The following is a 14546-nucleotide window of genomic DNA, read 5'->3' on the forward strand; positions in this document are numbered from 1 at the left end:
CATGATGCGCGCACTGAGCGCGGTCGCGGGCGCCACCCTGCTCCTCGGCGCCCTCGCCGAACCAACTGCCCTGGCCCGCCCGGACGATACGACGCCCCGCGTCCTCGTCTTCTCCAAGACGGCCGCCTTCCGGCACGACTCCATCCCCGACGGCATCAACGCGATCCGTGAACTCGGCGTGTCCAGCGGCGAGTTCGAGGTCGACTCGACGGAGGACGCGAGCGCGTTCAACACCGCGAACCTCCATCGCTACGCCGCCGTCGTCTTCCTCTCCACCACCGGGAACGTCCTCGACGAGACCCAACAGACCGCGTTCGAGGGGTACATATACAAAGGAGGTGCCTACGTCGGCGTCCACGCAGCCGCCGACACCGAGTACGACTGGGCGTTCTACGGCGGCCTCGTCGGCGCCTACTTCCGCGGCCACCCGGCGATCCAGCCGGCCGACATGGTCGTCGAGGACCGCGCCCACCCGGCGACGTCCGCTCTCCCGCCGACCTGGCACCGCACCGACGAATGGTACGACTACCGCTCCAACCCCCGTTCTTCCGTACGGGTGTTGGCGTCCCTGGACGAGTCGTCCTACACCGGCGGCGGCATGAACGGCGATCACCCGATCGCCTGGTGCCAGACCTACCAGGGTGGCCGCTCCTTCTACACCGGCGCGGGACACACCAAGGAGTCGTACACGGACCCGAGTTACCGGGCGCACCTGCTCGGCGGGATCCGGTACGCGATCGGCGCGGCCCAGGCCGACTGCCGGCCGGAGAGCGGCTATACGCAACTCGCCGACGGTGACTGGCGGCAGGCCGGCCCCGGCTCCTTCACCCGCTCCACGGACGGGACCTGGACCTCGTCCGGCGGGATGGGGCTTCTCTGGTACGCCGGACGCGCCTTCTCCTCGTACTCGCTGAAGCTCGACTGGAAGGTGACCGGCGACTCCAACTCCGGTGTGTTCGTGGGGTTCCCGGCCTCCGACGACCCCTGGTCGGCCGTCGATCGCGGGTACGAGGTGCAGATCGACGCCACCGACGTACCCTCACGGACCACCGGCGCTGTGTACGGGTTCAAGTCCGCCGACCTGAGGAAGCGCGACCGTGCGCTGAATCCGCCGGGGGAGTGGAACACGTACGAGATCCGGGTGGAGGGCGAGCGGCTGCGCGTCTGGCTCAACGGCGTGCGGATCAACGACTACACCAACCGTGACCCGGTGCGCAGTCTGCGCGACGGACACATCGGGCTCCAGAACCACGGGCCCGCCGACGAGGTGTCGTTCCGCGACATCCGCGTCAAGGAACTGCCCAGCAAGGGCCGTTGACCGGCGGTGGGCGGGAGTCGCCGGACTCCCGCCCGCCGTCCCTCTCTCAACTCACGTACATCGCAAGGAGGTTGCCATGCCCGACGTAGGCGTCTGGCTGATCGGCGCACGAGGCTCCGTCGCCACCACCGCCGTCGCGGGCTGCGCGGCCGTGACGGCTGGACTCCGCCCCTCGACCGGACTCGTCACGGAGAAACCAGAGTTCGCCAACTCCGGTCTACCGCCGCTGACTTCGCTGGTCTTCGGGGGCCATGACATCTCGGACACACCGCTGGTGAAGCGGGCGGAGGAACTGGCGGCGGAGGGGGTACTGCCGGTGGGGCTCGCGGCTGCGGTGGAGAGGGAACTGGCCGCTGCTGACCGGGAGATCAGGGTGGGGTGGGGGAGGGGTGGAGCTGGGGGTGTTCGTGTTGTCGCCGACGGTGGACCTGGTGATGTGGGTGCCGGGCGCGAGGGCGGTGGCGGGGCGGATGCCGTAAGTGTCGGTGTCGGGGCTCGTGTTGACGCCGGTGGTTCGGGTGAGGTGTGGCGGTCGGCGGGTCTCGGTGACGCCGTTGTTGGAAGCGAGGGTCCGTTCGGGCTGCTGGAGCGTGACGAGCAGTACGTCGCTGCTCTTGCCGCGGATATTCAGGACTTCATGCGGCGCCGGGGGCTTGCCCGTGCGGTCGTCGTGAACGTCGCGTCCACCGAGGCGGCGGTCAACGGGGCTGCTCTGCCGCCGAGTTCGCTGTATGCGGCGGCTGCTCTGCGGGCCGGCTGTCCCTACGTCAACTTCACGCCCTCCACGGGGCTGCACCACCCCGCGCTCGCGGGGTTCGCGGAGGCGCGCGGGCTGCCGTACGCCGGGCGGGACGGGAAGACCGGGCAGACCCTCCTGCGCTCGGTCCTCGGTCCGATGTTCAACCGGCGTGCGCTGGACGTTCGTTCCTGGTCCGGCGTCAACCTCCTCGGCGGTGGGGACGGTGCCGCGCTGGCCGATCCCGGTGCCGCCGCCGCGAAGAACGCGGGCAAGGAGCGGGTCCTCGCCGACACGCTGGGCACGACCCCCGAGGGCCGCGTCCACATCGACGACGTACCCGCCCTCGGTGACTGGAAGACCGCGTGGGACCACATCGCCTTCGATGGTTTCCTCGGCACACGGATGACGCTCCAGACGACCTGGCAGGGCTGCGACTCGGCTCTCGCTGCACCCCTGGTCCTCGACCTCGCCCGCCTGACGCTGCGCGCACACGAACTCGGGCTGTCCGGGGCGCTGCCCGCCTTGGCGTTCTTCTTCAAGGACCCGGTGGGGGAGGCGGCTTCGGGGTTGGAGGAGCAGTGGGGGGAACTGGTGCGGTTTGCGAGGGAGTTGGGGGTCGGTGAGGTCGGTAGGAGGGTGGCTGGGCGGGGGTTCATGGCGGGGGGTGAGGGGGCGTGAGTGGAGGCGAGTGGGCAGGCCGGGTTGGCGCGGTTGGAGGTGAGGCCGGTGTGGGCGGAGAGGGGAGGGGTGATGTGCGCGGAGGCGAGGGGGCGGGTCGGGTCGGTGTGGTTGGGGGCGATGCCGGTGCGTGTGGGGCGGGGAGAAGCGGCGTGCGCGGAGGCGAAGGGGCGGGTCGGGTCGATGCGGTTGGGGGTGAGGCCGGTGCGGGCGAAGAGGAGAAGGGGGACGTGAGCGGAGGCGAAGGGGCGGGCCGAGCCGGTGTGGTTGGGGGCGATGCTGGTGCGCGCGGAGAGGGGAGAAGCGGCGTGCGCGAGGTCGACAGGGCGAGTGGAGGTGATGTGCGTACAGGTGGGGTGAGCGGGGACGGCGTGCGTGGGACGGACGGGGTGGGCAAGGGAGCCGTGCGCGAGGTGGGCTGGGTGGGGGAGAGCGGCGTGCGCGAGGCAGGCGGGGTAGGGGAGGGCGGTGTGCGTGGGACAGGCGAGATGGGAGAGGGAGGCGTGCGTGAGGCGGACGGGGTGAGGAAAGGCAGCGTGCGCGAGGCGGACGGAGTGGGGGAGGGTGGTGCGCGTGGGACAGGCGGGGTGGGGGAGGGCGGTGCGCGTGAGGCGGACGGAGTGGGAGAGGGCGGTGTGCGTGAAGTCGGTGGGGTGCGGTTCGGGTACGGCACCAATGGCCTCACCGACCTCCGGCTCGGCGACGCCCTCGCGCTCCTCGCCGACCTCGGTTACGACGGGGTCGGGCTGACCCTCGACCACATGCACCTCGACCCCCTGGCCCCGGACCTGATGTCCCGCACCCGGCGTCTGGCTCGCCAACTCGACGCGCTCGGGCTGGCCGTGACCGTAGAGACGGGGGCGCGCTACGTCCTGGACCCACGCCGCAAGCACGGACCCTCGCTCGTCGACCCCGATCCGCAGGACCGCGCCCGCCGGACCGACCTGCTGATCCGTGCACTGGACGTCGCCGAGGAACTGGGCGCGGAGGCCGTGCACTGTTTCAGCGGCGTACCCCCCGAGGCCACCCCTGACGACACGGCGTGGAAGCGGCTCGCGGAGAGCCTCACTCCCGTCCTGGAGCGGAGCGCCACCGCCGGCATTCCCCTCGCGATCGAACCGGAACCAGGTCACCTCCTCGCCACCCTCGCCGACTTCCACCACCTGCGCGGCCTCCTGGGCGACCCCGCCGACCTGGGCCTGACCCTGGACATCGGCCACTGCCAGTGCCTGGAACCCCTCTCGCCCGCCGACTGCGTCCGCGCCGCCGCGCCCTGGCTGCGGCACGTCCAGATCGAGGACATGCGGCGCGGCGTCCACGAACACCTCCCCTTCGGCGAGGGCGAGATCGACTTCCCGCCCGTCCTCGCGGCCCTCACCGCGACCGGCTACCGGGGCCTGACCGTCGTCGAACTCCCCCGCCACTCCCACGCGGGCCCTGAACAGGCCACCCGCTCCCTCCCCTACCTCAAGTCCGCGGCCACTCCCTGAAGGAGGCCCCCCGATGCCAGACCCGCACCGCCCCCCGTCCCCACGGGCCTCCGAAAACACCCCCGCCCCGCCCCTGGCGACCACCGAAAGCCCCGCAGCTGCCCCATGCCGGGGCGCGGAACTCCCCACCGCAGGACTGCTCGCTGCCGAAGGGACATCACCCGCTCCCCGCGCCGAAGCGGAAACCCCAGCCTCGCTTCCCGCTGCCGCTGAGGGCCTCGCGGCTGACCCCCGCCCGCTCGCGGAATTCGTCGGCGCAGGACTGCCCGCTGTTGAAGGGACGTCCCCCGTCCCCCGTGCTGAAGGGGAAACCTCGGCCTCACTCCCTGCCGCTGAAGGCCTCACGGCTGACCCCTGCCAGGGCGCGGAACTTGCTGGCGCAGGGCTGTCCGCTGCTGAAGGGATGCCATCCGCTCCCCGTGCTGAAGGGGAAACCCCGGTTTCACTCCCCGCTTCGGCTGAAGGCCCTGCGGCTGCCCCAAGCCCGCTTACGGAACTCCCCGGCACAGGACTGTCCGCCGTCGAAGGAACGCTCCCCGCCCCCCGCGCCGAAGCGGAAACCCCCGCCCCTGAAACCCCCGAAGCCGCCCCGCGCCCAAGCGCCGAACTACCCACCGCAGACGAACCCCACGATCCCGCAAGGCTCCCTGCCGCCGCTGAACCACCCACTCCCGGCAGGCCCTCCACTCCCGGCGACCCTGGCCACCCCGGCGACCCGAAACCAGCCGCCCCCACACACCCCCTCACCCCCGACCCCCTACCCCCCGCCCACACCCCTCCCCTCACCCTCCACGACCACCTCCGCACCCACCTACCCCCCACCCCCCTCGCCTGGCTGAACAACGCCCTGTCCCAACTCCCCTCCTGGGAACGCCACTTCACCGAAGCCGCCCGCCGCTGCGGCCCCCGGTACGCCGACGCCGCCCGAGTCCTCCTCCTGTACGCGGCCCACCCCGACACCCCCACCCTGACCCGCCTGTACGCCCACGCCACCCCACCCGAACGCCGGGCGATCCTGCACGCGCTCCCACACCTCACCGACACCCCGGACGCCCTCCCCCTCATCGAGGACGCCCTGCGGACCAACGACACGACCCTCGTCGCCGCCGCGCTGGGCCCGTACGCCGCCCGCCACCTCGACGCGCACGCCTGGCGCCACGCCGTACTGAAGTGCCTGTTCACCGGCGTCCCCGTGAACGAGGTGACCGGCCTGGCGGACCGAGCCCGGGGCGACAAGGAACTCGCACGGATGCTCCGAGACCAGGCGGCGGAACGCACCGCAGCGAACCACCCGATCCAACAGGACCTGCACCGCGTCCTGACCCTGACCGAGGTGCCGAAGCCCGAGCGGACACCGAAGCCGAAGCCGAAGGCGGCCCCGAGACGCGAAGTCGAAGCGCCGCAGCCCGAGTCCGAACAGCGACGGCACCCGGCTGGGGCCCCACTCCCGGAGGTTGCACCCGAGCCGGCGCCGAGGCGCGAAGTCGAAGCGCCGCGGCCCGAGCCTGAACAGCCACGGCACCCGGCCGAGACCCCACTCCCCGAGGTGACACCGAAGCTCAAGCCCGAGCCGAAGGCGGCTCCGAGGCCCGAGGCCGGAGCGCCGAAGCGCGAGCCCGGGCCTGAACAGCCACGGCGCCCGGCCAGGGCCCCACTCCCCGAGGTGACACCGAAGCCCGAGCCCGAGCCGAAGGCGGCCCCGAGGCCCGAGGCCGGAGCGCCGAAGCGCGAGCCCGGGCCTGAACAGCCACGGCACCCGGCCAGGGCCCCACTCCCCGGGGCGGCACCCGAGCTTGAGCCCGAGCCGGAGGCGGCACCGAAACCCAAGGCCAAAGCACCCAAGCTCGACCCCAACCCCCCGAACCTTCCGGCAGAAGCGCCAAAGCCCCCGCCCCAATCCCCCCAACGGACGGAGCCGTGATGCGCCTCTTCGACCCTCACATCCACATGACCTCCCGCACGACGGACGACTACGAGGCCATGCACGCCGCAGGCATCCGCGCCCTCGTGGAACCCGCGTTCTGGCTCGGCCAACCCCGCACCTCCCCCCAGACCTTCTACGACTACTTCGACGCCCTCCTCGGCTGGGAACCCTTCCGCGCGGCCCAGTACGGCATAGCCCACCACTGCACGATCGCCCTGAACCCGAAGGAGGCCAACGACCCGCGCTGCACCCCCGTCCTGGACGAACTGCCCCGCTACCTCCTGAAGGACCACGTCGTCGCCGTGGGGGAGATCGGCTACGACAGCATGACCCCCGCCGAGGACACCGCCCTCGCGACGCAGCTCCAACTCGCCGCCGACCACGGCCTGCCCGCCCTCGTCCACACCCCGCACCGAGACAAACTCGCGGGCCTGCACCGAACCCTCGACGTACTCAGGGAATCCGAACTCCCCCCAGAACGCGTCCTGTTGGACCACCTCAACGAGACGACGGTCACCGCGGCCCTGGACAGCGGCTGCTGGCTCGGCTTCTCCGTCTACCCGGACACGAAGATGGACGAGAAGCGCACGGTCACCCTCCTGCGCCGCCACGGCCTCGACCGGATGCTCGTCAACTCGGCCGCGGACTGGGGAAGAAGCGACCCCCTCAAGACGCGCGCGGTCGCCGACCTGATGCTCGCGGAGGGGTTCACCGAGGACGACGTGGACCGCGTCCTGTGGCGCAACCCCGTCGCGTTCTACGGCGCGAGCGGCCGGCTCGACCTGGACGTCGTTGCCCCCGAACCCACCCACGAGGGCAACTCCGTGCTGCGCGGAGGGGAGTGACCGATGCGCTTCCGCCACCCCGACGGCTCCACCGTCCACCTCGCGTACTGCACGAACGTCCACCCCGCCGAGACCATCGACGGCGTCCTCGCCCAACTCCGCGACCACTGCGAACCCGTACGGCGCCGGCTCGGCCGCGACCGCCTCGGCATCGGCCTGTGGCTCGCGCGGGACGCCGCGCACACCCTGGACACCGATCCGTCCGCCCTGCGCGCCCTGCGCACCGCCCTCGACCAGCGGGGCCTGGAGGTCGTCACCCTCAACGGCTTCCCGTACGACGGATTCGGCACCGGCGAGGTCAAGTACCGCGTGTACAAGCCGGACTGGGCCGACCCCGAACGCCTCGACCACACCACCGCCCTCGCCCGGGTCCTCGCCGGCCTCCTCCCCGACGACGTCACCGAGGGCAGCGTCTCCACCCTGCCGCTCGCCTGGCGCACCCGCCTGGACGAGGAACGCGGCGACACGGCGCGCACCGCGCTGCACACGCTCGCCGAACGCCTCGACGCACTGGAGGAGCTGACGGGCCGGTCCGTACGCGTCGGACTCGAACCCGAGCCCGGCTGCGCCGTCGAGACCACCGCCGACGCCCTCGCCCCGCTCGCCGCCATCGCGCACCCCCGCATCGGGATCTGCGTCGACACCTGCCACCTCGCCACCTCCTTCGAAGATCCGCACACCGCCCTGGACGCCCTGGCCGAAGCCCGCGTCCCCGTCGTCAAGTCCCAGCTCTCCGCCGCCCTGCACGCCGAGCGGCCCGACCTCCCCGCCGTCCGCGAGGCCCTCGCCGCCTTCGCCGAACCCCGCTACCTGCACCAGACCCGCACCGTCACCGAGACCGGCCTGCTCACCGGCACCGACGACCTCGCGGAAGCGCTCACCACCGACGCCCTGTCCCGTACGGCGCCCTGGCGCGCCCACTTCCACGTCCCGCTGCACGCGACGCCCGCCGCGCCCCTCACCTCCACGCTCCCCGTCCTGCGCGCCGCGCTGACCCGCCTCGTCGGCGGCCCGCACCCGCTCACCCGGCATCTCGAAGTCGAGACCTACACCTGGCAGACCCTCCCTCCCGCTCTGCGGCCCCGCACCCGGTCCCAGCTCGCCGACGGCATCGCCGCCGAACTGTCCCTGGCCCGCGACCTCCTGACCGACCTGGGCCTCAAGGAACTCCCCTGAAACCCCGGACGAGCCCCGCCGGCCAACCTGTCCGACCTGTCCGGACTGCTCGGCCTGTTCGACCTCCGTGACTCAACGTAACCACACGCCACTGACAACGGGGTCCGCAGACCGTCGAGCAGCCCCCGCCCTCCGCCGGCCGAACCCCAGGCCACCGGCCGGAGAACCGATACGTCACCCCCCCCGGAAATCCCGCTCCACCGACCCGAAAGCGAGACACCGTGACCGCGTTCAACGACGAATCCGGCACCGCCGAGACCCTGCGCCGCACCCTCGGCATCGGCCGCCGCCGCTTCCTCAGCACCTGCACCGCCGTCGCGGGCGCCGCGATCGCCGCCCCCGTCCTCGGCGCCGGGCCGGCCGCCGCCCAGAACCTCAACAGAGGCCACAGCCACGGCGGCGCCGCCCTCGTGCCCGCCAACCGGCGCGGCATCATCCTGTACACCGTCCGCGACGCCACCGGCCGCGACCCGCTCGCCTCCGACCTCCCCTCCGGCTTCCGCGAGGTCTTCAAGCAGCTCTCCCGGTTCGGCTACCGCCAGGTCGAGTTCGCCGGGTACGGGCAGCACGCGAACGCCCCCGGCGGGGCGAACCTGGAGTCCGTGCAGGGGGCGCGGCTGCTGCGGTCCTGGCTCGACGAGTACGGGCTGCGCGCCCGCGGCAACCACGGCTACATCCCGCCGTCCTGGCCGTTCGTCCCGGCCGAGCTGGACACGTTCAAGAAGCACCTGGAGATCGCGGGCATCCTCGGCCTGCCCCACATGGGCACCGGCGCCGACCCCACGAACAGCTCCTACAAGGCCGACTGGGACGTCGCCGCCGACAAGTGGAACGCCCTCGGCGCGATCGCCCAGCGCGCGGGCGTCAAGCTGTACACCCACAACCACGACGCCGCCTACGGCTTCCTCCTCGACTCCGGCCCCCTCGACGCGCAGGGCAGGCCGACCCGCAGCTCCGGCGTCCGCAAGCTGGAGTACTTCCTCAAGGTCACCGACCCCCGGCTCGTCTGGCTGGAGCTGGACGTCTTCTGGGCCCACGTCGCCCAGTACAAGTTCCACACGTACACCGCCCCCGACGGCTCGACCCGCGAGAAGGTCTTCGACCCGGCGGCCCTGGTCGTCCGCAACAGCCGCCGCTACCCCCTCTTCCACGCCAAGGACGGCACCGTCAACACCACCAACGGCATGGGCTACGACATGGTTCCCTTCGGCACCGGAGTCATCGACTACACGTCGTTCTTCTCCCGGATAGGCGACCCGAACTACCGCAACCCCATGGTCGAACAGGACAACGCCCCCAGCACGACCGACCCCGCCCAGTCCCTGACGTACGCCCGCATCGGCTACGACAACCTGGCCTCCCTCAGAGGCTGCCGCTGACACACACGCACGCGCGCGGGGACGTCGGAAACGGCCTCCCCGCGCGCGTGCTGTCCACCGGCCCGCTCTCAGCCGACTCCGCTCGACGCCACGGCCTTCCCCGGCTGCCGCAGCAGCAGGGCGATCACCGCCGCCACCATCGACACGCCTCCCGCGAGCGCGTACGCGCCGTCGTACCCCCAGGAGGCGACGACGAGGGAGCCGAGCCCGCCCCCGAACAGCCCGCTGACCAGCTTGCCGCTGTACACCAGGCCGTAGTTGGTCGCGTTGTAGTTCTCACCGAAGTAGTCGGGGGTGAGGGCGGCGAACAACGGGTAGAACGCGCCGCCGCCGAAGCCGGAGAGGAACGCGAAGAACAGGAACAGGGCCTCGCTGCGGACGTCGCCCGCCCAGATTACGCCGAACTGGGCGAGGCCGAGGACGACGATGACGAAGACGAGGGTGGGCTTGCGGCCCCAGCGGTCGGAGAGCCAGCCGACGACACCCCGGCCGACGCCGTTGACGACGGCCATGACACCCATGGAGGAGGCGGCGACGAGAGGGCCGAAGCCGATCTCCTTGGCGTAGTCGACCTGGAAGGAGATGCCGAAGATCGAGACACCGGCGGTCATGACGATGGACAGCCACATCAGGGGCAGCATCCCGGTGCGGACGGCCTCCTTGGGGGTGAACTGCCGTACGGCCGGCGGGTTCTTGGAGAGACCCCCCAGACCCCCCGGCCCCCCCGAGGCGGACCCGGCGCCCGCGTGCGCGAGCGGGTCGACGTCGGCGGGCCACCAGTTCTTCGGCGGGTCCTTGAAGAAGAACGCGCACCCGAACACGACGATCATGATGTAGCAGCCGATGAGGTCGAGCACCCGGTGGTAGTTGGCCGTGTCGAAGCCGTAGTTGAAGACGAAGATGAACGGCAGCGACCCGTACGCGAACCCGCCGTTGACGAACCCGGTCCGCGCCCCGCGCCGCTCGGGGAACCACTTGCCGACCATGTTGATGCAGGTCGCGTAGACGAGCCCGGCCCCGATGCCGCCGACGACGCCGAAGCCCAGAACGGCCATCAGGACGTCGTCGAGGTGCGAGAGGGCCAGGAACCCCACGAGACACAGTCCTGAGCCCGCGTACATGGCCTGACGGGCCGTGAGGAGGCCCTTCTCGCGTAACCAGCCGGCCGGGAAGGCGACGCCGGCCTGGAAGAACACCCAGACGCTGAGGATCCAGAACGTGTTCGACTGCGTCCAGCCGTGCGCGTGGGACAGCGTGTCCTCCGCCGAGCCGTACGCGTACTCGAAGACGCTGATCGCCATCATCGCGAGCCACGGAAGCCAGATCATCAGCTTGCGGGAGTGACCGAGGACGTCCCGGTCGGTCTCGCCCACGCGGTACACACGCCCGCGCGCGTCGGTCACTTCACGGTAGGGGACGTGCCGAGAGGACTGTGCTGCGTACGGATCTGCCGTCATGTCAGGCCATTTCCTCACCGAGCGGATGCGGATTGGGAACGATGCGACGCCGGGCCCGCGGCCTGCCCGGAGCCCTCAGGAACAGCGCCAGGACGGCCGACGCCAGCCCGATCGACCCCGCCAGGACGAACGCGCCCTCGTAGTCCCAGACCTTGACGACGATCGAGCCGACACCGGAGCCCACGAGGCCGGAGACGAGCTTGGAGCTGTAGACCATCCCGTAGTTGCCGGCGTTGTTGTTCTCGCCGAAGTAGTCGGCCGTCATCGCGGCGAACAGCGGGAAGATCGCGCCCCCGCCGAACCCGGAGACCATGGAGCAGACCAGGAAGAACGGCATGCTGCCCGTCTGTCCGGACACCAGCACCCCGAACTGGGCGGTGCCCAGGACGACACACACGACGACGAGCGTGTGGCGCCGCCCGTGGCGGTCGGAGATCCAGCCGATCACCCCGCGCCCGGTGCCGTTGACGATAGCCTTCAGGGACATCGCGGTGGCGACGATCCCGCCCGCGAACCCCATGTCCTTGCCGAACGGCACCTGGAAGGCGATCCCGAAGATGTTGATCCCGGCCGTGCACAGCAGGCAGAACCACATCATCCACAGCACGGGCGTGCGCGCGGCCTCCCGGGGCGTGTACTGCCGCACCGCGGGCGGGTTCTTCAGCAGCGCCCGGCGGATCTTCGGGTCGTCGGCCATCCGCAGCGGGTCGACGTCCGCGGGCCACCAGTTCTTCGGCGGGTCCTGGAAGAACCACCCCGCGACCGCGACGACCGCGCAGCAGATCAGCCCCACGGCGACCAGGACGCCCTGGTAGTTGCCGAGGTCCATGTACGACGTGAACAGGAACACGAACGGCACCGAGCCGTAGGCGAACCCGCCGTTGACCATGCCGGTCTTGCCGCCCCTGCGCTCCGGATACCACTTGCCGACCATGTTCACGCAGGTCGCGTAGACCAGGCCCGCGCCGATGCCGCTGCACATCCCGAAACCCAGGTAGGCGACGGCGACGTGCGGCGCGTACGCCAGCGACACGTAGCCCAGCACCGTGCCCAGCGCGCCGAGCAGCATCGCGTACCGCGCGGGCAGCCGTCCGCTCTCCCGCAGCCGGCCCGCGGGGAAGGCCACGGCCGCCTGGAAGAACACCCAGACGCCCATCAGCCAGAAGATGTGCCCGCTGCTCCACAGATGCGCCTCGTGGAGCGTGTCCTCGGCGGACGTGAACGCGTACTCCGAGGAGCTGATCCCCAGCATCCCCAGCCACGGGAGGAGCACCATGGTCCAGCGGGGCCGCCCCATGACATCCCGGTCGCTCTCCCCGATCCGGTACACGCGCCCGTGCCGGTCCGTCACCTCCCGGTAGGGCACGGACGCAGCGTCGTACCCGGTGGTCTTCATCAACCACCCCCGAGGAGCCCGGCGGCCCGCGCCCACCGGTACTTCGCGCCCAGCACGGCGACCGGCCGCTCGGTCGTGTACGGGTACGCCACGACCCCCCGCTCGAAGAGGTACTGGCACGCCTCCTCCACCTCGACGTCGCCCGCCAGCGACGCCACCACAGGCTTGTCGACGCCCCGCGCGCGGAACTCGGCCACCACGCGCGCGGTGAGCTCCGCGAAGACCATCGGCGGCGTGACGATCGTGTGCCAGTAACCGAGCACCAGCGCGTGCACGCGCGGGTCCTCGAGACCGAGCCGGATCGTCGCCTCGTACGTCGCCGGAGGCTCGCCGCCGGTGATGTCCACCGGGTTGCCGGCCGCCCCGAACGGCGGGATGAACCGGCGGAACGCCGCGTCGAGATCGGGCGGGATCTCCATCAGCGACAGCCCGTTGTCCGTCACCGCGTCCGACAGCAGGACGCCGCTGCCGCCCGCGCCGGTGATGATGACGACGTTGTCGCCGCGCGGCGTCGGAAGCACCGGCAACGCGCGCGCGTACTCCAGCATGTCGTGCAGCCCCGGCGCACGGATCACCCCGGCCTGGCGCAGGATGTCGTCGTAGACGGCGTCGTCGCCCGCCAGAGCGCCCGTGTGCGAGCCGGCGGCCCGCGCGCCCGCCGCCGTCCGCCCGGCCTTCAGGACGACGACAGGCTTCACCGGCACGGTCGCCCGCGCGGCCTCCACGAACGCCCGCCCGTCCTTCAGGTCCTCCAGGTGCATCGCCACGCACTCGGTGTGAGGGTCCTGCGCGAACCACGTCAGCAGGTCGTCCTCGTCCAGGTCCGACTTGTTGCCGAGCCCCACGATCGCCGACACACCCGTGCGCGTACTGCGCGCGAACCCCAGGATCGCCATCCCGATCCCGCCCGACTGCGAGGTCAGCGCGACCCCGCCCTTCACGTCGTAGGGCGTGCAGAACGTCGCGCACAGGTCCTGCCAGGTCGAGTAGTAGCCGTAGATGTTCGGCCCGAGCAGCCGTACGCCGTACCGCTCGGCGATCTCCACGATCTCGTCCTGGAGGGCGTGCTCCCCGGTCTCCGCGAACCCCGACGGGATCAGTACGGCGTTCGGGACACCCTTGCGGCCGGTCTCCTCCAGGGCGGCGGCGACGAACCGCGCGGGGATCGCGAACACCGCGACGTCCACCTCGCCCGGCACGTCCATGACACTCCGGTACGCCTTGCGCCCCAGGATGTCGTCCGCCTTCGGGTTGACGGGATGGATGTCCCCCGCGAACCCGCCGTCGACCAGGTTGCGCATCACCGAATGGCCGATCTTCCCCGCCTCGTTGGACGCCCCGATGACGGCCACCGACCGGGGCCGCATCAGCCGCCCCATCGACGCGAGGATCTCCTCGCGCGAGTAGCGCCGCCGCTCCCGCGCGGGCGCGTCGGACAGGATGATCCGTACGTCCGCCGCGCGCGCCCCCTCAGGGGTCGCGATCACCGGGTTGAGGTCCACCTCGGCGATCTCCGGGAACTCCGCGACCAGCAGCGACACCCGCCGGATCTGCTCCGCGAGCGCCCACCGGTCCACCCCGGGCCGCCCCCGCACCCCGCTCAGCACAGGAGCCGCGCGGATCGAGTCCAGCATCGACAGCGCCTCGTCCGCGCTGACCGGCGCCAGCCGGAACGTCACGTCCTTCAGCACCTCGACGAGCACCCCGCCGAGCCCGAACGCCACCACCTTCCCGAACGTCGGATCGGTCACCGCCCCGACGATCACCTCCTGCCCCTCGGGCAGCAGCTCCTGGATCTGTACGCCGGTGACGCGCGCGTCCGCGTCGTACGCGCGCGCGTTGTCGACGATCCGGCGGAACGCGGCCCGCACCTCGGCCGCCCCCTCGACGCCGACGACCACCCCGCCGGCCTCCGTCTTGTGCAGGATGTCCGGCGACACGATCTTCATCACCACCGGCCCGCCGAACCTGGCCGCGTGCGCCACGGCCTCCTCGACGTCGCGGGCCAGCTCCTCGCCCGGTACGGCGATCCCGTACGCGTCGGCGACCTCCTTGCCCTCCGGCGCCGTCAGCGTCGTCCGTCCCTCGGCGCGCACGGTGTCCAGCACCGCGCGCACGCGTGTCTCCCGGTCCTCGGCGAGCAC

At 71.6% G+C, this 14546-nt stretch carries 10 protein-coding genes; 7 read left to right on the plus strand and 3 right to left on the minus strand.

The annotated features are described in order from the left end of the window. Nucleotides 1–4: 4 nt before the first annotated feature. From J8M50_RS38755 to J8M50_RS38785, 7 genes are all read left to right on the plus strand, one after another. Entirely contained in the window at nucleotides 5–1318 is a 1314-nt protein-coding gene (locus J8M50_RS38755; protein ID WP_029184402.1) for a ThuA domain-containing protein, read from the plus strand. Between the two features lie 76 nt (nucleotides 1319–1394). After that, on the plus strand, nucleotides 1395–2735 hold the full coding sequence (locus tag J8M50_RS38760) for an inositol-3-phosphate synthase (protein WP_050987362.1): 1341 nt from the start codon (nucleotides 1395–1397) through the stop codon (nucleotides 2733–2735). A 635-nt stretch (nucleotides 2736–3370) separates the two neighbouring features. Continuing rightward, complete coding sequence (locus J8M50_RS38765) at nucleotides 3371–4225, plus strand: sugar phosphate isomerase/epimerase family protein (protein WP_010358065.1); 855 nt, start codon at nucleotides 3371–3373, stop codon at nucleotides 4223–4225. 403 nt (nucleotides 4226–4628) lie between these two features. Next, nucleotides 4629–6146, plus strand: a complete 1518-nt coding sequence (locus tag J8M50_RS50290; RefSeq protein ID WP_040837854.1) for an EboA domain-containing protein — start codon at nucleotides 4629–4631, stop codon at nucleotides 6144–6146. After that, entirely contained in the window at nucleotides 6146–6994 is an 849-nt protein-coding gene (locus tag J8M50_RS38775; RefSeq protein WP_010358069.1) for a TatD family hydrolase, read from the plus strand. The genes J8M50_RS50290 and J8M50_RS38775 overlap by 1 nt, the downstream gene beginning before the upstream one ends. Nucleotides 6995–6997: 3 nt before the next feature. Then, a complete protein-coding gene (gene eboE, locus J8M50_RS38780) occupies nucleotides 6998–8170 on the plus strand; it encodes a metabolite traffic protein EboE (protein WP_010358071.1) in 1173 nt (390 codons plus the stop codon). Nucleotides 8171–8391: 221 nt separating this feature from the next. After that, nucleotides 8392–9549, plus strand: coding sequence for a sugar phosphate isomerase/epimerase family protein (locus tag J8M50_RS38785; RefSeq protein WP_010358073.1), 1158 nt, complete (start codon nucleotides 8392–8394; stop codon nucleotides 9547–9549). Nucleotides 9550–9617: 68 nt separating this feature from the next. Here the strand turns inward: J8M50_RS38785 and J8M50_RS38790 are convergent, their stop codons facing one another. Genes J8M50_RS38790 through J8M50_RS38800 form a run of 3 tightly spaced genes read right to left on the minus strand, consistent with a single transcriptional unit; the run spans nucleotide 9618 to nucleotide 14546 of the window. Continuing rightward, the gene (locus J8M50_RS38790; RefSeq protein ID WP_178854900.1) at nucleotides 9618–11006 is read right to left on the minus strand and encodes an OFA family MFS transporter; all 1389 of its coding nucleotides are present in this window, start codon (nucleotides 11004–11006) and stop codon (nucleotides 9618–9620) included. Nucleotide 11007: 1 nt separating this feature from the next. Then, the gene (locus J8M50_RS38795) at nucleotides 11008–12402 is read right to left on the minus strand and encodes an OFA family MFS transporter (protein ID WP_075692637.1); all 1395 of its coding nucleotides are present in this window, start codon (nucleotides 12400–12402) and stop codon (nucleotides 11008–11010) included. Then, complete coding sequence (locus J8M50_RS38800; protein WP_010358075.1) at nucleotides 12402–14546, minus strand: acetate--CoA ligase family protein; 2145 nt, start codon at nucleotides 14544–14546, stop codon at nucleotides 12402–12404. Before J8M50_RS38800 ends, J8M50_RS38795 begins: the two co-directional genes overlap by 1 nt.

This window comes from Streptomyces acidiscabies (assembly GCF_020010905.1).
GTDB lineage: Bacteria > Actinomycetota > Actinomycetes > Streptomycetales > Streptomycetaceae > Streptomyces > Streptomyces acidiscabies.

Excerpts from the sequence above, each read along its gene's own strand:
- J8M50_RS38755 (WP_029184402.1), top strand. The coding sequence starts at position 5 with ATGCGCGCACTGAGCGCGGTCGCGGGCGCCACCCTGCTCCTCGGCGCC.
- J8M50_RS38760 (WP_050987362.1), top strand. The coding sequence starts at position 1,395 with ATGCCCGACGTAGGCGTCTGGCTGATCGGCGCACGAGGCTCCGTCGCC.
- J8M50_RS50290 (WP_040837854.1), top strand. The coding sequence starts at position 4,629 with ATGCCATCCGCTCCCCGTGCTGAAGGGGAAACCCCGGTTTCACTCCCC.
- J8M50_RS38775 (WP_010358069.1), top strand. The coding sequence starts at position 6,146 with ATGCGCCTCTTCGACCCTCACATCCACATGACCTCCCGCACGACGGAC.
- eboE (WP_010358071.1), top strand. The coding sequence starts at position 6,998 with ATGCGCTTCCGCCACCCCGACGGCTCCACCGTCCACCTCGCGTACTGC.
- J8M50_RS38790 (WP_178854900.1), bottom strand. The coding sequence starts at position 11,006 with ATGACGGCAGATCCGTACGCAGCACAGTCCTCTCGGCACGTCCCCTAC.
- J8M50_RS38795 (WP_075692637.1), bottom strand. The coding sequence starts at position 12,402 with ATGAAGACCACCGGGTACGACGCTGCGTCCGTGCCCTACCGGGAGGTG.